General features: G+C 45.0%; 24 protein-coding genes and 1 tRNA gene. 16 read left to right on the forward strand and 9 right to left on the reverse strand.

What is annotated here, in order from left to right:
* Positions 1-7 precede the first annotated feature (7 nt).
* From DV872_RS06965 to DV872_RS06980, 5 genes are all read left to right on the forward strand, one after another.
* On the forward strand, positions 8-838 hold the full coding sequence (locus DV872_RS06965) for an AraC family transcriptional regulator (protein WP_158546869.1): 831 nt from the start codon (positions 8-10) through the stop codon (positions 836-838).
* Positions 839-1,066: 228 nt separating this feature from the next.
* The gene (locus DV872_RS06970) at positions 1,067-1,627 is read left to right on the forward strand and encodes a HEAT repeat domain-containing protein (RefSeq protein WP_147283118.1); all 561 of its coding nucleotides are present in this window, start codon (positions 1,067-1,069) and stop codon (positions 1,625-1,627) included.
* A 363-nt stretch (positions 1,628-1,990) separates the two neighbouring features.
* Positions 1,991-3,865 (forward strand): molecular chaperone HtpG, encoded by a 1,875-nt coding sequence (gene htpG / locus DV872_RS06975; RefSeq protein ID WP_114629145.1) that lies wholly within the window; start codon positions 1,991-1,993, stop codon positions 3,863-3,865.
* 133 nt (positions 3,866-3,998) lie between these two features.
* Complete coding sequence (locus tag DV872_RS27105; protein ID WP_255525815.1) at positions 3,999-4,121, forward strand: hypothetical protein; 123 nt, start codon at positions 3,999-4,001, stop codon at positions 4,119-4,121.
* Positions 4,122-4,147: 26 nt separating this feature from the next.
* The gene (locus DV872_RS06980; protein ID WP_114629146.1) at positions 4,148-5,443 is read left to right on the forward strand and encodes a CBS domain-containing protein; all 1,296 of its coding nucleotides are present in this window, start codon (positions 4,148-4,150) and stop codon (positions 5,441-5,443) included.
* A gap of 19 nt (positions 5,444-5,462) precedes the next feature.
* Here the strand turns inward: DV872_RS06980 and ltaE are convergent, their stop codons facing one another.
* The 4 genes from ltaE to DV872_RS07000 form a co-directional block, all read right to left on the reverse strand.
* Positions 5,463-6,500, reverse strand: a complete 1,038-nt coding sequence (gene ltaE / locus DV872_RS06985; protein WP_230391477.1) for a low-specificity L-threonine aldolase — start codon at positions 6,498-6,500, stop codon at positions 5,463-5,465.
* Positions 6,501-6,595: 95 nt separating this feature from the next.
* Entirely contained in the window at positions 6,596-7,882 is a 1,287-nt protein-coding gene (gene aroA / locus DV872_RS06990) for a 3-phosphoshikimate 1-carboxyvinyltransferase (protein ID WP_114629147.1), read from the reverse strand.
* 50 nt (positions 7,883-7,932) lie between these two features.
* Entirely contained in the window at positions 7,933-8,235 is a 303-nt protein-coding gene (locus DV872_RS06995; protein WP_114629148.1) for an MGMT family protein, read from the reverse strand.
* Between the two features lie 30 nt (positions 8,236-8,265).
* The gene (locus DV872_RS07000) at positions 8,266-8,691 is read right to left on the reverse strand and encodes a hypothetical protein (protein WP_114629149.1); all 426 of its coding nucleotides are present in this window, start codon (positions 8,689-8,691) and stop codon (positions 8,266-8,268) included.
* Between the two features lie 57 nt (positions 8,692-8,748).
* Between DV872_RS07000 and rsmI the strand changes: the two genes are divergently transcribed.
* The 4 genes from rsmI (at position 8,749) to DV872_RS07020 (ending at position 11,760) form a co-directional block, all read left to right on the forward strand.
* Positions 8,749-9,429, forward strand: a complete 681-nt coding sequence (rsmI, locus tag DV872_RS07005) for a 16S rRNA (cytidine(1402)-2'-O)-methyltransferase (protein ID WP_114629150.1) — start codon at positions 8,749-8,751, stop codon at positions 9,427-9,429.
* A gap of 50 nt (positions 9,430-9,479) precedes the next feature.
* A complete protein-coding gene (locus DV872_RS07010; RefSeq protein WP_114629151.1) occupies positions 9,480-9,764 on the forward strand; it encodes a flagellar biosynthesis anti-sigma factor FlgM in 285 nt (94 codons plus the stop codon).
* A 77-nt stretch (positions 9,765-9,841) separates the two neighbouring features.
* Positions 9,842-10,969, forward strand: a complete 1,128-nt coding sequence (locus tag DV872_RS07015) for an iron-containing alcohol dehydrogenase (protein WP_114629152.1) — start codon at positions 9,842-9,844, stop codon at positions 10,967-10,969.
* Entirely contained in the window at positions 10,969-11,760 is a 792-nt protein-coding gene (locus DV872_RS07020) for a TrmH family RNA methyltransferase (RefSeq protein WP_114629153.1), read from the forward strand. Before DV872_RS07015 ends, DV872_RS07020 begins: the two co-directional genes overlap by 1 nt.
* Here DV872_RS07020 and DV872_RS07025 read toward each other — a convergent pair.
* On the reverse strand, positions 11,757-11,987 hold the full coding sequence (locus DV872_RS07025) for a glutaredoxin domain-containing protein (RefSeq protein ID WP_114629154.1): 231 nt from the start codon (positions 11,985-11,987) through the stop codon (positions 11,757-11,759). The genes DV872_RS07020 and DV872_RS07025 overlap by 4 nt on opposite strands.
* A gap of 118 nt (positions 11,988-12,105) precedes the next feature.
* The gene (locus tag DV872_RS07030; RefSeq protein ID WP_114629155.1) at positions 12,106-13,584 is read right to left on the reverse strand and encodes an HDOD domain-containing protein; all 1,479 of its coding nucleotides are present in this window, start codon (positions 13,582-13,584) and stop codon (positions 12,106-12,108) included.
* Between the two features lie 159 nt (positions 13,585-13,743).
* Between DV872_RS07030 and DV872_RS07035 the strand changes: the two genes are divergently transcribed.
* The 3 genes from DV872_RS07035 to DV872_RS07045 are packed head-to-tail and all read left to right on the forward strand — an operon-like array spanning position 13,744 to position 15,336.
* Positions 13,744-14,505, forward strand: coding sequence for a Nif3-like dinuclear metal center hexameric protein (locus DV872_RS07035; protein ID WP_114629156.1), 762 nt, complete (start codon positions 13,744-13,746; stop codon positions 14,503-14,505).
* A gap of 13 nt (positions 14,506-14,518) precedes the next feature.
* The gene (gene lspA, locus DV872_RS07040; protein WP_114629295.1) at positions 14,519-15,061 is read left to right on the forward strand and encodes a signal peptidase II; all 543 of its coding nucleotides are present in this window, start codon (positions 14,519-14,521) and stop codon (positions 15,059-15,061) included.
* Positions 15,058-15,336 carry a leader peptide processing enzyme gene (locus DV872_RS07045; protein ID WP_114629157.1) on the forward strand — a complete coding sequence of 93 codons (279 nt, stop codon included), beginning with the start codon at positions 15,058-15,060 and terminating at the stop codon, positions 15,334-15,336. Before lspA ends, DV872_RS07045 begins: the two co-directional genes overlap by 4 nt.
* Before the next feature lie 3 nt (positions 15,337-15,339).
* Here DV872_RS07045 and DV872_RS07050 read toward each other — a convergent pair whose 3' ends face one another.
* Together DV872_RS07050 and DV872_RS07055 are read right to left on the reverse strand one after the other, a co-directional pair.
* Positions 15,340-16,980, reverse strand: coding sequence for a hypothetical protein (locus tag DV872_RS07050; protein ID WP_114629158.1), 1,641 nt, complete (start codon positions 16,978-16,980; stop codon positions 15,340-15,342).
* 72 nt (positions 16,981-17,052) lie between these two features.
* Positions 17,053-17,126, reverse strand: a tRNA-Ala gene (locus DV872_RS07055).
* Positions 17,127-17,230: 104 nt separating this feature from the next.
* On the opposite strand from DV872_RS07055, the gene DV872_RS07060 reads away from it, so the two are divergent.
* From DV872_RS07060 to DV872_RS07075, 4 genes are all read left to right on the forward strand, one after another.
* The gene (locus DV872_RS07060) at positions 17,231-18,166 is read left to right on the forward strand and encodes a MoxR family ATPase (protein WP_114629159.1); all 936 of its coding nucleotides are present in this window, start codon (positions 17,231-17,233) and stop codon (positions 18,164-18,166) included.
* Positions 18,167-18,343: 177 nt separating this feature from the next.
* Positions 18,344-19,252, forward strand: a complete 909-nt coding sequence (locus tag DV872_RS07065; protein WP_114629160.1) for a DUF58 domain-containing protein — start codon at positions 18,344-18,346, stop codon at positions 19,250-19,252.
* The gene (locus DV872_RS07070; protein ID WP_158546870.1) at positions 19,182-21,374 is read left to right on the forward strand and encodes a transglutaminase family protein; all 2,193 of its coding nucleotides are present in this window, start codon (positions 19,182-19,184) and stop codon (positions 21,372-21,374) included. The genes DV872_RS07065 and DV872_RS07070 overlap by 71 nt, the downstream gene beginning before the upstream one ends.
* The gene (locus tag DV872_RS07075; protein ID WP_114629162.1) at positions 21,371-23,116 is read left to right on the forward strand and encodes a lipopolysaccharide assembly protein LapB; all 1,746 of its coding nucleotides are present in this window, start codon (positions 21,371-21,373) and stop codon (positions 23,114-23,116) included. Before DV872_RS07070 ends, DV872_RS07075 begins: the two co-directional genes overlap by 4 nt.
* On the opposite strand, the gene DV872_RS07080 is transcribed toward DV872_RS07075, so the two are convergent.
* A complete protein-coding gene (locus DV872_RS07080) occupies positions 23,107-25,257 on the reverse strand; it encodes a peptidase U32 family protein (protein WP_114629163.1) in 2,151 nt (716 codons plus the stop codon). The genes DV872_RS07075 and DV872_RS07080 overlap by 10 nt on opposite strands.
* Positions 25,258-25,260 lie beyond the last annotated feature (3 nt).

Genomic DNA, 25,260 nt, shown 5'->3' on the forward strand with positions numbered 1-25,260 from the left:
AATGGTTATGCGAAGCAATCGACTTTTCCATTTTCTCAATGATGCTCCTCAAATGCAGCTCCTTTTTTACGGCGATGAGAGATGTGTCCCCTCCCATGAATATGGTGGATACCGACCCTACCTGCTGTTTCATATCGTGTATCGTGGCAAGGGTCGTTTTCAAACAGATCGCCGGTCTTGGCTGTTGGAAAGTGGGGACTGCTTTGTTATTTTCCCTGATCAACATCATCTTTACAGGGCTGATTCCAGGGAACCATGGCACTATTTCTGGCTGGGATTGGATCGCTCATTTGCTCCTTATCTGGAGAAGATCGGAATCAACAGCGAACGGCCTATATTAAAGACAGAAAGAGTTGAATCCATATTTCATCTTTATGAGGAAATGATTATGGGAAGTGAAGAGTCCTCAGCTTCCCGGGAGATGGAAGACTATGCCCTGGCTTTTAGAATCATGGCGGATCTTCTGAAGAGTCACAATGAGCAATTTCCAACATCCCGAGAAACTTCCCGGGCTCCTCATGTGGTGATGATGCGTAACTATATCGACAATTATTTTCAGACCCCCATTAACGCCGGAGATGTGGCCGATTATGTTCATTTGGAGCGGAGTTATGCATCCAGACTTTTTAAGGAGGGAACCGGGATTGGTATTGCTCAGCATCTTCGGGCAAGGCGCTTGAAGGAGGCCAGGAAATTTTTGGAAGAGGGATTTTCAATCAAACAGGCAGCCTATTCCTCCGGCTTTCAGGTTTATGAGAATTTCCTAAAGCTTTTTAAGAAAAGCTACGGAATTACTCCAGGTATGTATAAAAAGTCTCAGGGGAAATACCTGGAATAACCGGAAAATTACAAAAGCCGTAAATTTGTGCTTTTATGATTTCTCCACTGTCTCATTCTTAATATTTACATATTTTTTATTACAATGAGCCTTGTTCTAAAGGATTGTAATGTCGATGATTAGGTAGTGAAGTCAAAAATATTATACTGTTCAATTTTACTATTCCTTGTCTCAACGGTTTTACTGACTGCAACAGATAATTCTGTCAGTCTTTCTATAATCAGAACAATGGCGGAATCGCGGGATCCCAACCAGAAGCTGGAAGCTGTACACAGCCTTGAAAACATGATTGCCAAAGGAATGATGAGCAGCGAGGATGGTGATGGTGTATTGAGTATATTGACCTTCCTTGCCTGTGAAGGGATTGTTAATATCAGTATCGACAGTTTTCATATTGATAATGATCACAGTCAGGTCCGTAATGAAGCGGTAAGAGTTCTTGGTGAAACAGATCATCCCGGTGCTGTCGAATCTTTGGTTACAGTGATATTGAATGAGCCTATTACATATGTCCTTTCTACTGCCGTTACCTCATGTGGCCAGCTGGGAATGGGTAATAAAAAAATGAATGCTGCATTTTACCTGATTTTGACTGGAAAGAAAGAAGCCTATATTTCAGATGCTCTTGTTTATAATACACTTCTTGCCATAAAGCAGATTATGAAGGTTGATGATTCATTGATGATATCCAGTATCCTTCGGGACGGAGTGATTCATGTAGCTGATACAGAGTCGGGATTCATAAGAAAGACCCGTCAACTTGCTGAAGAGATACTTGCTGATAAATAGCTGATTATAAAATGAGAGGGGAAGACTTTCTATTCGATGTTTTTATGCCTGAGCATAAGGAAAATCAGTTGCCCCTAACCGTATTTCCTCACCGATAATAGATTACCTTCCCCGCAGGAATGAAAGTGATTCATACTTAATAATAGTTCATTATTTAATTATTTTCTTGAAAATCCTGAAAATTCGTACCTTTTTGTAATTTTATCTGAAATCCCCAGCCGAATTCTCACATAGAAGTCAAAGTCATTATTGCCTGTCGAGCAGAAACTTATTACTTTATACTCCATAGAAACTATTTCTGCCTTAATTCTGTGGCGGGATGGAAAAAACTCATTTTATTTATTGTGACAAGGAGACATGTTCGTGTCGAAAAGAAAATTTAAAACCGAAGTGAATCAGCTGCTGGATCTTCTGATTCACTCACTTTACTCTCATAGTGAAATCTTTCTGAGAGAACTGATTTCAAACTCATCAGATGCTTTAGACAAATTGAAATATCTGACTCTCACCGATGATGCTTTTAAGAATCTGGAATTTGATCCCCGTGTTGATATCATAATTGACAAAAATGATAAAAAGACCCTGACCATTAAAGATAATGGAATCGGTATGAGCGAACAGGATCTGGTGGACTCTCTTGGTACCATCGCCCGTTCAGGAACCAAGAACTTTCTGAGTCAGATTTCCGGTGACGATAGAAAAGATTCCAACCTCATTGGACAATTCGGTGTAGGTTTCTACTCTATATTTATGGTTGCCGACAAGGTCGATGTAATTTCAAGAAAAGCCGGTGAAGATTCTGCCTGGAAATGGAGCAGTGACGGAAGAGAGGGATTTTCCCTGGATTCTGCTGAAAGAGAAGAAGGAAATGGTACTTCCGTTATCCTTCATCTGAATGATACCGGTAAAGAGTATGCCAACCGTTATGATCTTGAACAGATCATTAAGAAGTATTCCAACCACATCGCCTTCCCTATTTTTCTGCACTATGAATCAAGCAGTTATGAGGGAGAAGGGGACGATAAGAAAGAGGTCAAAGAAGACAAGATCGAGCAGATCAACGCTGCCTCCGCTCTTTGGAAACGTTCAACAAAAGAGATCAAGGATGAGGAATACAATGAATTCTTCAAATCTATCTCAAACGATATGGACGATCCTCTTCACAGAATTCATACTCGCGCCGAGGGTACTCTGGAATACACAACCCTGTTTTTTATTCCCAAAAAAGCACCCTTCGATATGTATCAGGCCGATTATAAACCCGGTGTGAAACTCTATGTACGCCGTGTGTTTATCACCGATGATGACAAAGAGCTTCTCCCCACCTACCTGAGATTCATCAGAGGTGTTATCGACTCCGAAGACCTCCCTCTCAATGTCAGCCGTGAAATTCTTCAGAAGAATAAAGTCCTTGCCAGCATTAGAAATGCCTCTGTAAAAAAGATTCTTTCCGAGCTGAAAAAGCTTTCCGACAAGGAAGAAGAATACAAAAATTTTATCGAGCAGTATAACCGTCCTCTCAAGGAAGGAATCTACTCCGATTATGCCAATAAAGATGATCTAATGGAGTTGGTACGCTATAAGTCCACATCGGTGGAAGGCTGGACGAGTCTGGCGGCTTATGTTGACCGCATGACAGAAGATCAGAAATCCATATACTTCATCACCGGTGATAATGAAGGTACCTTAAGAAACTCTCCCCTCCTGGAAGCATATAAGAAGAAGGGAATCGAAGTTCTGATCATGGATGATGAGATCGATGAAATTGTTGCTCCCATGATGGGCTCATACAAAGAAAAAGAGATGAAGGGCGTCAATAAGAGCGGTTCTGCTGACGATCTGAAAACAGACGAGGACAAAGAGAAAGAAAAATCCGTTGAACCTCTTCTGAAAAAAATCAAAGATGCTCTGGGTGAAGAAGTTAAGGATGTTGTAGCATCCAGTCGTCTTCATGAATCTCCCAGCTGTATCGTAGCCGATGAGAATGATCCCACTGCCCAGATGCAGCAGATGCTCAAGGCCATGGGTCAGACTGAAATGCCCGAGATCAAACCTATTTTGGAAGTGAATCCGGACCATGCCATTGTCAAACAGCTGCAGGATTCTTCAGACATGACTCTTCTTGAAGACGTGAGTCATCTTCTGTTGGATCAGGCTATTCTGGCCGAAGGGGCTCCTCTGAAAGATCCACATGCTTTTGCCAAGAGGCTGAACCGGGTTCTGGAAAAGGCTCTTTAAGTACCTTTTGTAAATACTACCGGAATTTATCCCGGTATAATGAAGACTGTCTCAACTGAGGCAGTCTTTTTTTTTTGATTAATGCAGTCCGATGAGAAATAATTGAATTAGGAAGCTTCTTCCGGAGGTTGTAATGAGGAAATTCGTTTCTGTCTTATTTTTAATGCTGGCTGCAGTGACAATGCTTACTGCCCAGAAGAAGAAAAACATAAATGTTCATCAACTCTACGGTGTTCACTACCGGAATAGGGTTTAAACTCTGATGACATTCAGTAAAATAATATGAAAATACTCGTTGGTCATAGTAATATGGATCTGGATTGTATGGGTTCTCTTGTTCTGGGACGTTATCTCTATCCCGATGCCGTCTGTGTGAAGAGCCGTCTGATCCATCCTGTTGCCAAATCTCTGTACAATCTTTATAAAAAGCATTTGAATTTTATGTCTTCAAAAGACCTGAGGGATCAGCATGTGGATGAAATAGTTATCCTGGATACAAGGACCAGCGGGCGTATACGGGAATATATGGAGTTCCTTCCGGATTTTGATGGTCGGATGATTGTCTATGACCACCATTGTAATGACAGCTGTGATCTTAAAAATGCAGAGATCCATTCCGAAAGTTATGGTTCTAATACCACTATTCTGGCTTTGATTCTTAAGGAGAGTGGGACCGAGCTTAATCCTGTGGATGCGACAATCGCCCTCACAGGGATCTTTGCAGATACCGGAAACTTTACTCATGAAAATGTCTGTGTTGAAGATTTCAGGGCATCCACCTGGCTGATGAAGCAGGGGGCCAGTATGAAGCTGGTCAGTCAGTTTTTAAAGCCTTTGAAACAGGATTACCAGATATCTCTCTTTCATCAGGTTCTGAACCGTCTGGTATATAAGAAAATTCACGGACATACGATTATTCTCAGTTACTTTGAAATGAAAGATCAGGTCAGCGGTCTGGCTCCCATTGTTGAAAAGGTATTCGAGGTAGAAAATGCGGATGCTCTCTTTGTCCTTTTCGGACTGGAGAAGGCAAATAAAACCCTGATTATCGGTAGAAGTCAGAAAGAGACAATCGATGTGAGCAGTATTCTGGCTCCCTGGGGCGGAGGCGGCCATACCCGTGCGGCATCTGCTCAGCTTAAGGGTAAATTCGGACAAGAGGTCTATGAATCGTTTATAAAAGGACTGACACATTCCCTGCTTCCCGCCGTTTCAGCTGAAGATCTCATGACTCCTGATGTGGATATCATTCAGGATTCATGGTCTGTGCTGGATGCTTCAATCTTTCTGGAAAAAATCGGTCATACAGGAGCGCCGGTGCTCAATGACGATAATGAACTGATCGGGTTTATGACCTTGAGAGATATCAGTAAAGCCCGTAAGAGTGAGCAGATGAAGGCACCGGTCCGCAGCTATATGACCAGAAAGGTCCACAGCTGTAAAAGTGATGCCAGTGTGAAAGAGCTGGAGTCTTTTTTTCTGCAGTTTAATGTAGGACATATCCCTGTGACCCATGAAGGCCGGTTACTGGGGATTGTGACCCGAACTGATTATCTGAATTATCTGGAACGGCGATAATTCAGATAATCAGGGCTTATTAGAAACTGAGTTCTGTAATGATCCGACAGGCCTCTTTTATCTGTTCTGAAGAAACTTCAAGACTTGTTACAAGGCGGAGTTCTTCAGGAGCGGTCGCAATGACTCTGACTCCCTTTTCAGCCAGTTTCTGCTCTACTGTTTTAGCATTGATTCCGGGAGTATTGAAAAATACGATGTTTGTCTCCACCCTGTTCAGATCTACTTTTACCCATCCGCATGCATCAAGGCTCTTTGCCAGTTCCATGGCATGATCATGATCTTCACTGAGTCTCTCTCTGTTGTGCTCCAGGGCATAGAGTCCGGCAGCGGCAATAACTCCCGCCTGACGCATTCCGCCGCCCAGTATCTTTCTCCAGCGTCTGGATTCTTCAATCAGGGATCTGCTTCCGACAATCATTGAACCCACGGGTGCACCCAGTCCTTTGGAGAGACAGAGATTGGCAGAATCCACATAGGAAAAAATCTCTTTCAGGCTCATTCCGGTAGCCGCACAGGCATTGAAACAGCGGGCACCGTCCATATGTATGGGGAGATTCTTAGTTTGTGCATAAGCGGATAAGGCGGCGAGATCTTCTTTTTTCCAGCAGGTACCACCTTCAAAATTATGGGTATTCTCTATGGTAATAAGACTGGTATGAGCTATGTCGTAGTCATTTTCCTTGATTTTTCCTGCTACGGCATCGGGAGTAAGAATTCCCCGCTCTCCTGCAGCAGCAATAGGAACAGTTCCGGCAACAGCAGCAATCCCTCCCACTTCGTGGTGCAGGATGTGGGCATTCTCGTGAAGGATCACTTCTTTTCCGCGCCCTCCCATTATGATAAGCGGGATAAGATTGCCCATGGTTCCCGAACTTACAAATAAAGCCGCTTCGGCTTCGCAGAGTTCTGCGGTTCTGCTTTCCAGAGCGTTTATGCTGGGATCTTCACCGTAGACATCATCTCCCACTTCGGCGTCATACATTGCCTGACGCATGGCCTGTGAGGGGCGGGTAAAGGTATCACTTCTAAGTTCAATTGCTGTCGTTTTCATGTTCATTCGGGATTCTCCTTGTAGTAGGGACTTCTTATGGGTCCGGGGGGCATATCAATTCAGTGCTTCTCTCACAGAGGAAAAGACTCAGGGCCTGAGAGTTAAGGCCGGAGGATCTCAAACTGCTCAAAAAATCCGGGATAGGTTATATTCACGGCTTCTGCCGTATCGATCACTGTTTCACCGACTGCTCCAAGTGAGGCTATGGCCAGGGACATTACGACACGGTGATCACCGTGTCCTTTCACAGTGTTTCCTGTCAGGGGACTGCCCTGAATAATCATACCGTCAGGGGTCTCTTCTATCTCTGCTCCCATCTTTCTGAGTTCGGCGGTCATCACTGAAATACGGTCAGTCTCTTTCATTCGCGCCTGAGGAACGTTGATAATGCGGGTTTCTCCCTTGGCATAACAGGCTGTCACAGCCATGGCCGGGAGGGCATCGGGGGTGTCATTAAGATCCAGTACTGCACCTTTCAGCTGACCACCCCTTACTTCAATACCTTTTTCTGTATGTCTTATAGAAGCACCCATGGTACTCAGATAATCCAGAACGGCTTTATCACCCTGACTGTCTTCCATATCCAGTCCTTTGATAAGAAGGGTAGAGCCGGTCAGTGCTGCGGCACAGAAAAAAAATGTGGCCGATGAGAAGTCGGCGGCAATGACTGCATCGAAGGATCTGTATTTCTGTCCACCGGAAATAGTGAACTCTTTCATCTCCTTCTGCTGCCAACGGATGTTTTGTCTTTCCATCCATTTCAGGGTCATTTCTGCGTAGGGCTGTTCCATAAGAAGGGGAACCTTGATTCGGCATTCTCTGTCTGAAGATTCCAGTAGGGGTGCTGCAAGAAGAAGAGCCGAAAGATACTGACTGGTGGGGCACTCAATGGAGCACTCTCCACCTTTAAGGGGGCCTTTTACCCAGTAGGGTGCATATCCGTCTTCAGATGACTCCACTTCGGCTCCGAGAGCTTTCAGGGCATTAAGGAGTCTCCCCGCTGACCTGCTTCTGATCTGATCATCACCGTCAAAATGGACCTTTCTGCCCAGTACAGCAGCAATGGCTGTAAGAAGGTAAAGGGATGTTCCCGAGTTACCGACATCGATATAAACATCTTCTCCCGCTCCGAAAGGGATGGGGGAAAGGACTTTCCAGCCATCTTTGCAGTCTTCAATGACGGCTCCCAGTTTACGGCAGGCATCGAGACAGGAGAGTGTATCTGCTGAATAAAGAGGCTGGTGTATGCGGCTTGATCCCTCTGCAAGAGAGCCAATCAACAGGGCTCTGATGGTATGGGATTTTGAGGCAGGAACCTGTATTGACCCCCTGAGGGTTATAGGACTGCCGGAAGCTATTGATTTACCTTTGATTGTGACTGTACTCATAATACATCTGAGAATAACAGATCAATACCCTCTCTGTCCAAGGGGCAATTTCAGCCTTCCCAGAGATGTTTGCCGAGTCTGACCTTTCCAGAGGCCGTAAACTCGACACCCTCAGCTTCCAGAAGCCCCCTCTGAATCTGTCCGGCATCTCCCTCAAGTGAGATGCCTCCCGAGGAATTGACGACTCTGTGCCAGGGCATGGAGTGTTTTCTGCTGGAACTGTGGAGCAGTCTGGCGACCTGACGGGCTCCCCGGGGCGCTCCGGCCATATGGGCGATCCGTCCATAGGAGCAGACTTTTCCGGGGGGTATGTTTTTAATGATTTTTATAACTTGCAACGAAAATTCTTCCATGGAATCCTCCCAGTATCCAGATATCCGGGTTTATCTCATATTCCGGCAGACCGGGCATCCCAGAACATGGACATGAGTCTTTCTGCCGGGTCTTTCAAATACTCTGGCCACTGCAAAGCTCCCTTCCTTCAGAAGTACTCCACAGGAGGGACAGTAGCGTTCTCTTGAAGGCTCTCTATGACCTGCCGGATGATTGCTGTAGCACCAGGGGCAACCGAAAATATTCATCAGTCTGTCTTCGCCCTGGCTGTAAATAACGGAGTGAACTCGTTCTCCCCTATGCAGGGCCTTTTCGCAGAGGGGACAGGGGGTGACTTTATCTTCAGATACATCTGAATCGTCTGAGAAGGAGTCAGTTCTTCCCTCATCTTTCTGTCTGGATGATAATAAGAAGGATATGATCAGGTAAAGGAGAATTGAGAATAAGATAATTATTATAAGAATTTCAGGAAACATCCGAGTTCTCTCCCTGTAATCTGGTCACAAGCCAAGGTTTCATATATTCTACATCTTATGGCAATACTGTATATGGTGGCAACTCCCGTTGGTAATCTTCAGGATATAACCTACCGGGCTGTGGAAGTCCTAAAAGAAGTCGATATTATCGCCTGTGAAGATACAAGGCATAGCGCAAAACTGCTGAATCATTACGGAATTCAGAAGCATCTTATCAGCTGCAGGGCCCGGAACGAGAAACAGAGTGCTCCCGGTATTGTAAAATTGCTGGATGAAGGCAAAAATATTGCCTATGTTTCTGATGCGGGAACCCCGGTTATCAGCGATCCCGGTCGATTACTGGTCCGTTGTGCCCGGGATGCAGGCCATGAAATTTATCCCATTCCCGGTGCATCTGCATTCTCCACTCTCATATCAGTCTGTGGATTTCATGGAAAATCCTATTTATTTGAAGGTTTTTTATCTCCAAAATCTGGAAAAAGAAAAAAAAGACTGACTGAACTTCTCGAAAGAAATGAAGCATTTATGCTTTATGAGTCCCCCTACAGGGTCATAAAGGTACTTCAGGAGATAGGAGAACTGGACCCTGAGCGTGAAATTCTCATGGGACGTGAAATGACGAAAAAATTTGAAGAATATATAGAAGGAACTGCCGATAACTTAATTTACCGGCTGGAAAGCGAAAATCATGCGAAAGGTGAGTTTGCTTTACTTGTTTCGGCGGAGAAAAAAGGTTAATATTATGGCAGGCGTGTCGATATTTATTAATGGAGAGCAAAGGAGCTGACATGACAATAGATAGAATAGGTCCGGTAGATCCACTATCTCGTTTTAATAAAACCGAGAAAGCAGTCCGGTCCGAACTAAAAGAAAAATCCGATTCCATCGATGTCTCCAGTGAAGCAAAGAAAAGTGCTGAACTGCTTCAGACCATGGAAAGCGTGAAGCTTGCTCCCGATGTCCGAGAAGATCGTATTGCCGAGGTCAAAGCCCGCCTGCAGGATCCGAATTATATCAACGACACGGTAGTAAACTCCGTAGCAGACAAACTGATGGATCTATTTGGAATTTGAAAGATTTACAGTGTATATTACAGGCAGGGCTTAAAGCTCTGCCTTTTTTTTGCAAATAATACAGTTCAGGAGTCATTATGGCCGAGATATTCCTACAGGTTCCCTCCCGTGTACTGCAGGGGGTTAATGAAACAAACCGTCTTGGTATCGAAATTACAAAACTTGGTAAACGGGTTCTGCTGATCAGTGAGCCTCTATATAAGGATTCGGTCCGAAAACTTCAGAGTCTACTTCAGGGGCATGGTATTGGTACTATTCTTCATGAAGAAGAGGCCCTGAGAGGAACTGCCTATTCTGTTGAAACCTGCCAGAATCTGGCAAAAGGCAGCCATGTTGAGTCAATCCTTGCGATGGGCGGAGGACGAACTATTGCTATTGCAAGAGCAGTCGCCGCTTCCGTACCTGAAGGACTTCACCCTGATACTCTTATGGAAAGGGGGAGTGGTGGAGGTCTTTCACTTCCCTGTATCGAAGTTCTCAGCGACTTCTGGTCGCCCCTGTTTCTACAGTCGAGATTTCTTCTGACCGACAGCAGAAATGGTATAAGCAGAATTATTAATTACCATCCAAATAGCACATGCCTGCAGGTATGTGATCCAGTGCACTCTCTGGTGCTTCCAGAAAGGTACAGAACACCTCTTTTCTTTGAACTGATGATGAATACTCTGGTATGTGCCGTTTTTCCCACAAGATCATTTCTATCCGAAGTACACAGTGTTTCAGCCTTCCGCCGTCTGTGGCGGAGAAAGAAAGCTCTCGTCGGAGAGTGGGATCTAGATGCCGCTTCCGATCTGATGGAAGCAGGATTTTTGACAGCGATGGCGCACCAGGAAACAGGAATATTCTGGCCGGGAGTTCTTGTAATGGCTGTAAGTGGTCATTTTGATCAGTCGCGCTCTGTTATTGCCATGATTCTGATGCCCTTTATCCTTGATTATCTTTGTTCTGTTGCCGCCAGTGAGATCAGTGATTTTCTGGATCAGCTCAGGGATATAGAAGATGCCCCCAGAACTCCGGATGAGTTGAAAGACGCAGTGCGGGAGTTGATAGGCTGGTATTCCATGCCTTCACAGCTTAGAAATACCGGCATTGCACAGGACTCTCTGGCTCTGGCTGCCGAAACAACAGGACAGATGCTTACTCAGCTGGGCAGCAGTGGAATTACTGTTGACCAGATTTTTTCAATACTTAAAAGCAGCTGGTAATGATTACTGTCAGAAAATTATTCTCTCTTAAGAAAGGCACCCGGGAGCGTAAAATTATCCGCATACTGGGGGAGTGGGAGCTTGGACTCCATAAGGGAATAAATCCCGACCTGCTCTACTTGAAAGAATTTCTGAATGCAGTTGAGGAAGAAGAGGCCCTGAGGCTCCCTGAGAATCCAGTTAATAGTATTCGGAATCTCCTCACCGAAACAGCCGATGTCTCTTCTCTTCTTATTCTTGTAAATCGAATGCGGCATATCTTTATGAGCTATCTTGATATTGCTCCTGCAGACTGGGATCTTCTGAATCCTGAAGATGGAAGAGCCGGAGAGCGGCAGAGCTTTCCATGCAGCATCTATCTGGATGAACTGCGTTCTCCCTTTAATGTAGGATCTGTATTCAGGACCGCTGAGTGCCTAGGTATCTCCAATATCTATATCTCTCCCGGCACGGCGGATCCGGATCATCCACGGGCTGTGAGGACCGCCATGGGCTGTACTCAGCGTATCCCCTGGAGGCGTATGAACTATTCTGAGCTGGCAGCTATGGATGAAAGTATTTTTGCTATGGAACTGGGAGGAGAATCTATTGCAGATTTTTCATTTCCCCGGAAAGGGATTCTTGTGCTGGGTTCTGAAGAGCTGGGCGTATCACCCGAATGTATTGCTCTTGCGGAACAGACAGGCGGCATTGTTTCCATAGATCTCTATGGAAACAAAGCATCTCTGAATGTTTCTGTTGCCTTCGGTATTGTTATGAATGCCTGGGCCTCTTCTTTGTCTATGGTTTAACGGTGCAGGGCATTTTCAATGGCAGACTGGTTAAAGCCGACTATGACACGTCCATTTACATCGATCACGGGAACGCCCATCTGACCTGATTTCTTGACCATTTCTTCCGCTTTCTGGGAGTTAACGGCGACGTTATACTCTGTGAAAGCAATATTATTTTTCTTGAAGTAATCCTTGGCCATATTGCAGTAACCACAGCTTGGGGTTGAATAAACAACTACTGACATACCAAACTCCTTAATCGTTTATGTATATATTAAATATCATATATACAAATATATTAGAAGCGTGGCCAGAGGTCAAGGGTAAATTCAATAAACTGAATAAAAATAATGAAAAATGAAATTACATCATCAATTCGGATTTAAAGGCCTGACCGAGGATCTCTCTCATTCTGTCCAGCTGTGCTTCAGATGTGATTCTGAAGAATTTTAAAACATCTGAATCGAGCTGGTCAAAGGTTATCATCTCTTTTTCCATATCACAGATAGCATTGGCCAGGTAGACACAGTTGACTACCTTTCTGTTTGCTACACTTGATGAATGGGGTTCGTGGTGAAAGCGGATGGCTTCCACAAGAGAGTTGGAGAAATTCCATTTTTCAGCGATTTTTGCACCGATCTGGGCATGGTTGTAACCACCTGCCAGGTTTTCAAACAGACTGGCGGAGAGCTCTTTTTCTGATGAGAACTCCTGAATCTTTTCAAGAAGTTCGGGATGTATGCTTGAGAAAACAATTTTTCCCATATCGTGCAGGATACCGCCGACATATGCATCATCGATAAAATCTTTAGGAAGTTTGATATTTCTTGCAAGACTGAAGGAGTAGAATGCTGTCCTGTGAGCATGGTCCCAGAGTTCCTTTTTCTGAGGCAGGTTCAGAATCTTTTCTGATCCATAGGAGTACAGTAGATTCTTCAGTCCTCTGAGTCCGACCATCTTTACCGCATCGGCAATATTGTCCACTCTGTTGGGCAGCATGAATTTTGCCGAGTTGACCACACGGAGCAGGTCGGCAGTCAGAGAAGGGTCGGTACTGATTCGTCTCGCAATTTCATTTATATCAGAATTGGGGTCATTTATAAGCTGCTGGATAACGGTAACATTTTCAGGGAACTGAGGGAGGGCCTCAATTTCAGAAACAATTCTGCTTGTCATCATGTCCATTTCATCCAGTTTAACCTGGGCGATGGGGATGGTCAGTGATGCAATAGTTTCACCGCTGGAACCATCGATTTCAAAGGAGTCCTCATCCAGACCCATTTTCTTAAGCATCAGGATCAGGATAACTATACCGAGACCTGCACCTTCTGAATCATCCAGGACTTCAGAGAAAGCCTCCTCCATGCTATCGAAAGCCCTTGACCGGGCAATGCGGTCGTAAATCCTCATCTGCTCCTTGCGGGTGATCTGAACATTGTTGCGGATAGCTATTCTGAAGTTGGAACTGAAGGTATGAAAAGAAACCTTGATATACAGACCTTTCTGTTTCTGAATTTCCAGGTAATGATCAATCCGGTCCATTGTCTCGGATTTAAAGTTTTTCATCCCTTCTGCATAATCTTCCTTGCTCTCCAGGGATAGACCCTTTTCTTCAAAGTAGACTCTTTTCGTATTGGCTTTTTTTGCATTGACCGCAAGTTCTTTAAGGCAATAGGCCAAGCGGTCCACAAGAGGGTCCTGCCCGAGTTCCCGTAGGTATACTCCTAATATATCTTCAAGATACACTTCGGTTTCATGGTTCAGTTTATAAGTTGTCACGGTCACAGGCACTGATTTCTGGATAGCAACCTTGATTTTTTCGGATATGTTGGTAGGAGGCATGGCCTTTCCTTTGAATTCTGTATTCTGTAATGCCTGTTTGCTATTCAGCCATTATACTTCAAAATATATCTTTGGCGGGGCGGTTGTCAAGCAAAGATACTTTAAATGAGCATAGGTGATTATCTCGCGTTGAGCTGAAAGATCAGGTATACTTGTCTTATGAATATTCTGGAATTTGATAAATGGTGCCGTTCCTTTCTTGAAATAGATGCAATGGAGCGGGCGGATGCCTCACTCAACGGTCTGCAGGTCGGTGAGTATGATAGAAAGCTGACAAGGGTTGCCTTTGCCGTTGATGCCTGCCTTGAAACTCTGGAGAAGGCTGCCGAAGAAGGAGCGGATCTCCTTTTTGTCCATCACGGATTATTTTGGGGAAGACCTCTGGCCGTCATCGGAGATCATTTTAAACGGGTTATGACCGCTATGGATAATGATCTTGCTCTCTATGCGGTTCACCTGCCTCTGGATATGCATCCTGAATACGGAAATAATGCAGGACTCGCCGATATCCTCGGCCTGAAGGATCAGGAAGGATTTGGGGAATATAAAGGTTTTAATATAGGTATTAAAGGTAGGTTGGAGACAGCCCTGAAGCGGGATGAGCTGGTTCCAGCCCTGTTTGGCGGCTGGGAGCATAATCCAAGAATGCTGCCCTTCGGACCATCCGAAATAAACACTGTTGCCATCATATCAGGTGGCGGTACTCATGAAGTGAGTGATGCCATAAAAGAGGGAGTGGATCTCTATATTACCGGAGACTCCTCTCATCAGATTTACCATCAATCTCTGGAAGCCGGAATCAATGTCCTCTTTGGAGGTCACTACCTGACGGAACTGACTGGAGTTCAGTCCATACAGAAAAAGGTTGAGGAAGAGCTTAAACTGGAAACAATTTTCATTGATGTTCCAACAGGTCTTTGATATGGTAGGTGACATGAGTGATACAACAGCTTTCCCCGACGGGACTGCTTCCAATAGGAAAACCTTAATGAAGCCTTTTATTCTGACCATTCTGCTGATAATTGCAGATCAGATTACCAAGCTTCTGGTAATAGCAAAAATTCCATACAGAACAATTGCTTTTACCATGTGGAATGATTTTTTCAGATTGATTCACGTAAGGAATACAGGTGTAGCTTTCAGTATGGGTGATTCTCTGCCTCTGGCTTTCAGGAAGGGGCTTTTTATTCTCCTGCCTCTGATTGCCATGACAGTTCTTGTGGTTTATATCGTAAGAAGCAGAGAGGAGACAGTTTTTCAGAAATACTGTCTTGCCGGAATTCTAGGTGGCGGTCTGGGAAATCAGATTGATAGAATCTTCCGTCCCGAGGGTGTTGTGGATTTTCTGGATTTTCGTTTTTACGGACTTTTCGGAATGGAGCGCTGGCCCACATTTAATATTGCAGACGCATCAGTTGTTGTTTTCGGAATCCTCCTGTTCATATCGTTCTGGGGGAAGGAGAAAGAAAAGAAATGAATAAGAAATTGAATACCATACTTTTTATGTTAGGTGGAACCGTACTCAATGTAGTTCTAATGTTGGGGCTTTTTGTTTTGTTCCTCTTTTTAGGGAACAAGGTGCTGACACCCGAAACCGGCAGCAATGTTAAAATGCTGATATTCCTGCTGATTATCGGATTTTCTGTAGTAGGGTCTTTTTTCCTCTACTCCAAAATCATTAAAGCTATTACGAAAAAGTGGAATCTGGAGGACTATATGCATCCTATCTTTTCAAGCAAAAAGCGTAGATAAATTTCAGTAGCCGTCCGAGGCCGCTCTGTTCATATCTTTTTTATATAGCTCGTTATAAACAAAACCTCTTTTTCTCAGATTATCTTTTAGATCCTGAGGAAAGGGGATGTCTCTCCAGAATATACCCCGGGCTTCCTTGTCCAGTTTCTGAACCCCTTCACCCTCTTTTGTTATCCATAGAATATAGTCTTCGATGAATTTCAGACGTACATCTCCTCTGAGCTTCTTGTCTGAAAAATACTGGTAATAATGACCCGTCAGTCCCTCTTCCATCCAGTAATGCTGAGCTTTTTCCTTTGAAACCTGCCATCTCAGATCCGCAACTGCTGTCAGAACAGCTATTTTAAGATCTTTTGGGAATATGGGTATGGCAACACGGCCGCGGCTTGTGGCTCTATTATATCGCTCAAAAGGTTCCCAGCAGATTCCTCTGTCACCGTAACAGGGGATAAGTATTATATGGGGAACTATTCGGTTTGTTTTTTGACGAAATGTTCTTTTGAAAACACCTTCATCCAGTTTTTCAATCTCCATAAGCAACTTGATGACATTTTCTCTGGTTGCGATGGACTGAAGACGGGAGCTGAAGAACTGATTCATCAGTATGGGGAAGTGGTTTCCCTGACGACCTACACAGAGTTTGGCCATCTGTCTGATGCTGCCTCCCTCCTTCTGGAGTTCCGATGGAGCTACCTCTGCAATGGCACCGCTCTCTTTGGCCTTTTTTCTCAGCTTCTTGAAATCCTGATCCGCCTTGTTGAGCTGATCATAATGAATACTCATATCCTTATGGAGAGAAGAAAGCTCTCTCAGGGTATTTATCATATCACCTATGTTTTTGCTCTGTCCTACGGAATAGAGACTTTCAAGTTCGCTGAACACCGAATTTCTGGTATGTTTCTTCAGATCATTCAGACGGTTCTGCAGCTGCTCCTCAATCAATTTTCTCCTTTTCTGGAGATTTCCCAGGGTTCCAAGGTGTGCCTCACGGCTTCCTTTGGATTTATCCAGCTGCATTTTGACCTTCTGGTCACCTGATCTTTTAGTTGGTTTCAGGTCGTCAGTCGCAAGAGGTGAAACCATGCCGGAGGCAACTTTTTCCAGCCACTCATCCACATAATAGATGGGTTCCCCGGTTTCATTCTTTTCGATGATGCTCCCCAGCATTTTACGCTGCTCAGCAGAAACTATATTAGGTAGAAGCAGTCCGTAGCGGAGAACACCTCTTTTGGGTTCAACCTGAAGCTTCATTATTCTGGAAGATATAATGCCGTAAAGTTCCCAGTACTGACCTATCAGTCTTGTTCTGAATTTAAGTTTTTCTTTGGGATCTGTGGCTTTGAGAAACTGGGAAATATTTTCATGGATGTTATGAGCCAGTTCTCCTTCACCGTTTAATATGGATTTATAGTAGTTAGGATTTGAATAAAGAGGATTAGATTCCTGACTCTCTTTTTCAGGAAGCAGGAAGCCCTCCCTGCTGATGTCTTCTTCAAGGATTGAGCTTTCCGTAATTTCTTCGGCTGCACCATCGTTGAAGAGGTTCTCATAATCAGGAGTTTCTACGTCTGTAGAGTCATCAATACCGAGCAAAGAAGCAATTTCCGGATCAATATCACCGGAAAAAATGTCGTTGTTCCCCATGTCTTATCCCTATTGTTGTAAAAAAAAAGAGCTGAACTTCACTGTGATTACAGAAAAGATTCAGCTCAATAATGGAGGTGGTGGGAATCGAACCCATGACCTCGTGAATGCCATTCACGCGCTCTAGCCAACTGAGCTACACCCCCGTAAAACGTAACGCCATCTTAATGACTTAGCTGAAAGCTGTCAATATATTCTATAAAATTAAATTTATTGTATTCTTGGCGATCCGTCAATATAATAATGAGTGATGATCACAATAGATCCCAAAGAAATTCCACATTCTCTAAATGAGGGACTCAAGAAAGTGATTCAGGGGCAGGATGAACTGATCCGTCTCTTCTGTGCCGCTATCCTGGCAGGTGGTCATGTCCTCCTTGAAGGGCTGCCCGGGACGGGTAAAACAACCCTGGCTCAGACCCTTTCAGCATTGATAGATTTATCTGATTTCTCAAGAATACAGTTTACCCCTGATCTGCTTCCCTATGATATTACCGGAGTGGATGTGTGGAATAGAGAAGAGTCAAATTTCGAATTTCGACCGGGCCCTGTTTTTACACATATTCTGCTTGCCGATGAGATAAACAGAACAACCCCTAAGGTCCAGTCGGCTCTCCTCGAGGTGATGGCGGAACAACAGGTGTCTCTTGGTGGTAAAACCTATCCCCTGAAAGATTTTTTTCTGGTCCTTGCTACTCAGAACCCATTGGATCATGAAGGGACCTACCCCCTTCCCGAGGCACAGAAAGACCGATTTATGATCCGTCTCAAGCCATCTTATCCTGATGAAGATTCAGAACTGTCCATACTGAAATCAGATCCTTCTCATACAATACTTCCGGAACTTCAGCCGGTCTGCACTCTTTCCAGCTTTATGAAATGCAAGGATGCTGCAGCGGGAGTTTTCTGTGAAGAGAGTCTTATGAAGACTATTATCAGAATCTGCGCAGCAACAAGAAATTCTCAGGACCTTTATGCGGGAGTCTCCCCGCGTGGCGCGCTTATGCTTCTTGCTGCCTGCAGGGGACTCGCCTTTGTGTCCGGCAGGGATTTTGTGACAGATCAGGATATACGGGATATGGCAGTTCCTGTATTGGCCCACAGAGTTAGTACTGTGTCCAGTGACCTGGATGCCGGCGAACTGATTACAACGATCAGCCGGAAGGAGTGTGATGGGCTCCTCTAAATTCACTAACCCTGGGAAATTCAGGGTAACACAAGCTGGGACGGCTTTTTTTTTCTTTCTCTCTTTCTCCTGATATACGCAATATCTTCGACTCAGGTTCTTCCCTTTGCAGGAGCACTGGTTTCCCTTATTCTCTATATTCTCATTCTTGCAGTCTTTCTCATACGTCTGGCAGGGATGCTGAAGACCCTGATCTGTCCGGCTCTGCCTCTGCGCTGTTCAGACAGAACAGAGTATTCCGGGCTTGTTGAGGAATCGGGGCAGAACAATATAACTCTGATTCTCAGTTCCCGTCTTTACTGGCAGGGAGTGGGGCATCGGAAGCTGGAATTGGATTTTTCATCAACAGAAGAAACACCTTATTTTCCCAGAGGTATTTATCAGGTTGAGGATCACTGCCTGAAGCTAAGGGACTGGTGCGGGTTTTTTGAATACCGGCTGAGGGGGGAAAAAAATAGTCAGCTCACAGTTTACCCTGCTTCACAGTATCTGGAGAGGGGAGTCCCTGCCCGGAGAAATCATGTGCCCGAGAAGCGTGCATTTATTTCCTGGCAGAAAGACCGGGAGTTTTTTGATACCCGCCCCTATTATCCAGGGGATGATCCCCGCCGTATCAACTGGAAGATGCTGGCCCGGCATGATGAGCTTTTTATAAAAGAGGGGAACAGCCTGTCTCCCTCAAAGAAGTCGGCTCTGTTGATGCTGGACGGTTCAGGCAGTATGGATGACACGGATCGTCTGTTTAGAAAGCTATCCGCTTTGACTCAGCAGCTGGCTGAGGCAGGGCTTCTGCTTACGGCATTGCTGCCGGGGAAGGATAAAATTCAGGGGCTGGAGACTTTTACTGCTTTAGAAAAGGACGATCTTTTTGCCTCGGTGCACCCAGTGAGTCTGACAATCTTTAATAAGGTTGAAGAGGAGCGTTTCGGTATTGTCTATTTTTTTTCTGGAATGATGCCGGATGAAACTGTTCTGAGATCTCTTGATGCATCATTCAGGGATTCAAGAAAAATTCTTGTCCTTTGCTCTTCTGAGAAGACGGGGAGAAAAGGAAAGCTGCGGGGGTGGAACATTGTTAAGGCTTAATCCCTCATTGCTTCAACGTTTTCAGCATCTTCTGATATTCACAGTCTTTTGGTTGAGTATCAGCTCCTCTACTCTGCCTGAAGCACCTCTTTCTCCTGTTTTAGGAATTGTACTCTTTGTTATTCTGGATCTGCTGGTTTCCTCTTGTAGATTTGCCCTTGAGAGAAGTATCCACAGGGAAATCCTCTCATTTTCTCTGAGTCTGCTTATTTCTCTGTTGTTTTTTATACTGATTAGAATCCTTTCTTTCCTTACAGCAGGCCTCTCTCTGCCTCAGGATCTTCTCCTTCTGAACTTTCATTCCTATCTTCTGCCTGTTTTACCTGCGGTGATGACGGCGCAGACTCTCCGTTTTATATCTATCCGAAGCAGGGCCGGGCACTTTATCGTGCTGCTTATCAATCTGATTTTGTTGTCCTTTATTATGAGCCGTGGCGGATGGTCTCTGCAGCTCCCTATGGATGACCTGAAGATATCTTATGCCTTTATTTTCATTTTCCTGTTTGTACAGATCCTGTTGATTCTTAGCGGAGGCCGCAAAGGGAGGCGTCTTGCACTGATTCCGGCAATTCTTCTTTTTATTCTTCCCCTTTCGGGACTGCTGCCTTTAAATCACCTATATAAGAATGAATCCCGTAAGGAAGGGGGGGGGCTTCTGGAATCTTCCCTGTTTCGCTTTGACTTTTCAGAATATCTCAGCCTTGAGAGTAAGATTTCCATGAAGGATGATCTGGTTTTTCTTATGAAGATGGAGGGCGGGGCGGAAAAAAATCTTACCCGCCGTTTTGTTCTATCTGCCTACAGTCCGGAAAAAGGATTCTACAGGGATACTGAGGATGCACCGGAGACAGCCGATTTTCTGCAGAACGACTATCTGCTGGGAGAATTGCCCCGAAGCTGGGAGTATCCCGATTTTAATTTGACCAGGACCGTTGTTCAGGAATACTACCTTGTGAACTTTGATTCTTCAGCATTTATGGGGCTTAACAGTCCGGTCTCTGTTACTCCTTATCTTAGCTGGGACAGTTCTTCCTTCTCCAGGATATACAGAGTCGATTCCAGAGTCAGTACGGCCTGGGGATGGGATCTACTGGAGACACTTGCCCCTGACAGCGGGACTCCCGAAGAAAAAGCCTTTCTTGAGTATTATACAGGAGGTAGTGAGAAAGAAGACCTCAAGCAGCTGGCGCTGGAAATCATTGACGGGAAATTCACTTATTATGATAAGGTTGAAGCGGTAAAAGATTATCTGCAGGATAATTATTTTTATTCATTGAATCCCGGGGAGTCTGATACCGGAGATCAGTTATCACATTTTTTATTTGAATCAGAAAAAGGCTACTGTTCTTATTTTGCATTTTCAATGGCCCTTCTCTGCCGCAGTGTTGGTATTCCTTCGCGGGTTGCTCTGGGCTTCTGGGTTGATGAATCCTCCCAGGTTCTCAATTATTATCCGGTAAAAGCAAATCAGGCACATGCCTGGGTAGAGGTCTATTTCCCCCGTTTCGGATGGATAGAATTTGATCCCACCTCCCAGACTCCGGCTCCGGGAGAGGAGTTTACAATTACACCTTTTTCTCCACAGGAGATGGAACCATATTTAAGAGAAATTCTGGAGAACAGGGATTCCCTGAAGATTCCGGTAGTAAGCGATTCGCCTGTTCAGGAAAAAAATAATTCAGGATCTTTCATTTTTCTAAAGAGAAGAGCAGTCCGTCTCGGAGGAGCAGTCCTTGTTCTGGTTCTGTGTATTTACCTGTGTATTAAACTGCTTTTTCTCTATCTGATCCTGAACAGAGTGCCGAAAAAAGGCTCAGAAGCATCAGACTTTTTCCACATTCACCTGTTTATCCTCACATCCCTGTTCAGAAAGAGAAGAAAAATGGAATCCATACAGGAGTATGCTGAAGATCTGAATAGTGAGATCCACTCTTTTCCCGGCTTTGTAGCACAGTATGAAAAAATCCGCTTCGGAATGTCCTCTCTTGATGACCTGAATCTTCTTGAAGAGAAGGGGAAGGAGTTAAGGAGCTTCCTTTATGGCTCAATTCAGAAGAAAGAAAGAGTCCGTTATCTGAGCATTCTATTCAGACTGCTGTTCTTTAAGTGGAGGATAAAGTGAGACTCTCTGCTCGATTTTTCATAATTGTTTTCTCCCTCGGATTACTCCTTATTCCCGTCCTGATCTCTGCACAGGAAATGGATGATGCAGAACTCCGCCTACAGGAAATCCGTTCGGCTGTTGATACAGATTTTTATGAGAAGGCTCTAAATCTGATAGAGAAGGGAATTGCAGATTATCCAGGAGATTTCCGATTCCCCATGGTACGGGGAGATCTGTATGAAGAGCAGGAACTCTATACCCTTGCCCTTGAATCCTATAAAGAGGCAGAAGTTCTCGATATGACAAATTCTGTGGAATTAAGAATGCAGCTTGCATCAACACTGGGCTATCTGGATCAGAATTTTGAGTCTCTTTCTTACCTGGAATCACTTGTGGATGAGGGAGAGAGTACTCTACTGGATGATTTGGGATGGATGTATTATAAAACACATCAGCCGGAGAAAGGAATAGTCCGCATCAGGGAGTCTCTTGAGAAGGACTTCGATCGGAACCTGTCTCTTACTCTTGGAACCCTGTATTCTGAAATAAACAGCCCTGATCTCTGCCGTAAATACTATCTGGATGCCATTTTGGATGCTCTGGAGCAACAGGATTCTTATTTTGCATCCGTAGGATATTACAACCTTTCCCTGGCAGAGAAATCTTTTTATGATTATGAAGCTGCTGTGGATTATGCCACCCAGTCACTGGAACTGATGGATAGGGCCGCCGGTCATCTGGCACTGGGCGACCTATATATGATGAAGCAGTCCTACATCGATGCAGAACGGGAATTTCGGGAGGCCGTGGGTCTGGACAAGACTCCTCTGTCCCGGACAAATCTGGCATCTCTGTACAGAGTACAGGGACGCCTTGATGAGTCTTTAATGGAGATCAGAAAGATCGAAGAGGATAATGATGAGTCCTGGATGTATTATTACGGGCTGAATCAGGATCAGTTCGTAATGGATCTCTACAGACAGTTTTTTGAAGTCTATGAAGGAAAGGTTCAACAGCAGCTTCTTTTCAGGGAGTGGGGAGTATCCGCCAGAGGCCGGCGTCTGCTTCAACTTATTGAGAATAAGGGGAAGGCTCTTTATTACCGTACTCTCTATAGAAATATCTCTTTCCGGGAAGGACGTTCTCAGCTGGAGGGCGGTTCAGAGCTGAGGGGCTCTCTTACTCTTGCATCGGGATCCGAAGGATTCCCCAGGCAGGCAGAGAAGTACTATCTCAATGCCCTGGCTTTGGAGGACTTTCCCCAGGCTGAACCCTGGTATGATCTGGTGTTAGGTAAGGAGCTTAAGGACAAGGATCTTCTTGCCCGTGCGGAACAGGGGCTGAACCCTGAATGGGAGAGGCAGCCACTTGAAGATGTTCTGCGGAGCCGTGTTCTCCTGATGAGAGGAAACAGCCGGGAGAAGAATGATATTCTTATGAAGATGTATCAGATGAACCCGGGCTCTCTGGTTCAATATGGCCTGCGCCTCCCTCTGGAGCTGCAGCTGAGTGGTGAAAAGGCTTCCGGCCTCCAGAAACGGAGGCTTGAGAGCTTCCTGAAACAGAGTGGTTTTCGTCTGATTCAGGGTAAGGGGAATGCACTTGTTCTGAGGATCAGCATTTCAGATTCAATAAAATACACAATGAGTGATCCAGAGGGAAGGGTTCTTTATTCAGGAAATACCAAGGTAGAATCAAAGCTGTCTGAAGAGCTCAGAGACTGGGTTCGCAGCTTCCGGATGCAGGTCTTTCAGTTCTGAACTTCTCCGGGCTCTGCAGCAAAAATCCATGTGAGACAGTTACGTATAATAATCTTATAATTCTGGCCCTTCTGTGTCATGGAATATTCCATATTACGTTTACATCCTGTACAGCTTCCGCCCAGACTGTGCTTTTTAAAACAGTTTCTACTGATAAAAAGGGGTGGTTTAAACTTTTTACCCACTGGGCTCAGAGAAGAAGGAGTCTCATTTTTCTCTGATTCAATCCAGGCATAGGCTCCGGTAAATCCGGGACCAAGGAGTTCCCTCATCTGAAGAACCGCCTGACTGTTGGCCAGAAGCATCCCTGTATCACCATAGCAGCGCAGATTTTTATGACCGGCAGACTTTAATTTGCGGTACATCTGGATATGTCCCCAGTTAGCGATTCCCACATAGTTCTTAGAAGCAGAGCTGTCCTGGAGTTTCTTTTCAATTCTCTTTACAAAGGCTCCCTCGGGGGAAGGGTAAATCAGAGGCGACAGAGGGTAGTAGTTACAGCCATCCAATTCTGCAGGAACTGCCGTATCAATCTCTTCGGGGATGATTACGGGAAGTTCCGTCTCCGAGGGGTTCAATTCGACCCTGTAAGGCAGGGGTGACATAAAACTGTCCAGTGTAGCGGCTTCTGAATTGAGCAGCTTTACTATCTCTTCTATCCTCTGTTCTTCAGAAGTCTTCAGTGCAGCTTCAATATCTTTATAGATCTCCTGGCGTAACTTTTTAAGGCGGGATGGAGGGATAAATCTCTGGTTCAGATCAATTCCCCGGGCTTCGAGTTTCAGTCGGTCCAGGATAAAGGTGTAGGCTCCACTCTTTGCAAATTCTGCCAGAATTTTTTCTTCAGGCCCCAGGTCTCCGGTGGATTCTTCAGATTCCAGGGGATATGTTTTATTGAAATTCAGTTTTGGAATTTCCAGATCAATATGATCATCTGAGAACCAGATATTCCCCTGGGGAGATATTTTAAATAAAGGAAGACTGTTTTCGTTGAAAGCCTTGCTGTGAAAGTCGTGGGATTGAACCTTGTAGAGCATTGTTCCGGAGCGGGGTGCATTGACAGGAATATTCAGTTTTACTTCCCCTGCCTTCAGGGGCTGTTTTAATTCAAGAGAAAAGGAGGAGGACTGCCCCCTGTTATCGAAGAACATTAAACCGTCTCGTTTATGGAGATCTGCAGATGAATTAAGTTGAATCTGTTTTCCAGTACTGCTCGTGATTTCACCAAGAGGAAGACCTTTATGACCGGGGAATTTCCGGTCCACCATTGAAATACCTCTCTTCTTCTCCAGATGTCCTGTTCCCGACTCTCTTGAAAATGCTATCCTCAGATCCTGTTCCAGAGGTTTCAATTTATCTGCTCTACTTCCGTCCAGGATCGCCCTGTAATAGCGGGAAGCTGCGGCTGCATAGGCCGGTGATTTCATCCTGCCTTCAATTTTCAGTGAGCTTATCCCCATCTCCTGCAAGTTCAGAACCTGAGGTCCTGCCCATAGATCGGTTGATGAGAGAAAGTAACCCTTCTCCTTGTCCTGATTGAACCAGTTGCGGCAGATCTGACCGCATTCTCCTCTGTTAGCTGAGCGTCCCAGGAGCATTCCCGATGCAAGGCACATACCTGAAACACTGTAGCATTGGGCTCCATGAATAAAGACTTCCAGCTCCATTTTCGGCATGTTTTTTCTAAAGCCCGCCATCTCTTTCATTGTCATTTCTCTGGGGAGGACAACCCGGCTGAATCCAAGTTCTTTGAGAATCTCCAGCCCCGAAAGATTATGTACTGCCATCTGTGTGGAGGCATGGAGAGTGAGACCGGGGAAGTGATTATGAATAATACGGGCAAGCCCCGGATCCTGAAGAATAATACTGTCTACCTGAAGTGCCTCCAGGCTGCGAAGGTAGCCGAGTATCCGTGGAAGCTCATCTTCTTTAATAATTGTATTGAGGGCTATATATAGTTTCTTATCATTCTGAAGGGTCCATTCCCTTAGACGACTGACCTGTTCAAGGGTGAAGTTTTTAGCCCCTTTACGGGCTGAGAATTCCTGAAGTCCGCAGTAAACAGCATCGGCTCCATTTTCAAGGGCAGCCATAGCGCTGTCCAGATTTCCGGCGGGAGCCAGTAATTCGGTTTTTATCATGTG

This window comes from Oceanispirochaeta sp. M1 (genome assembly GCF_003346715.1).
Lineage (GTDB): Bacteria > Spirochaetota > Spirochaetia > DSM-2461 > DSM-2461 > Oceanispirochaeta.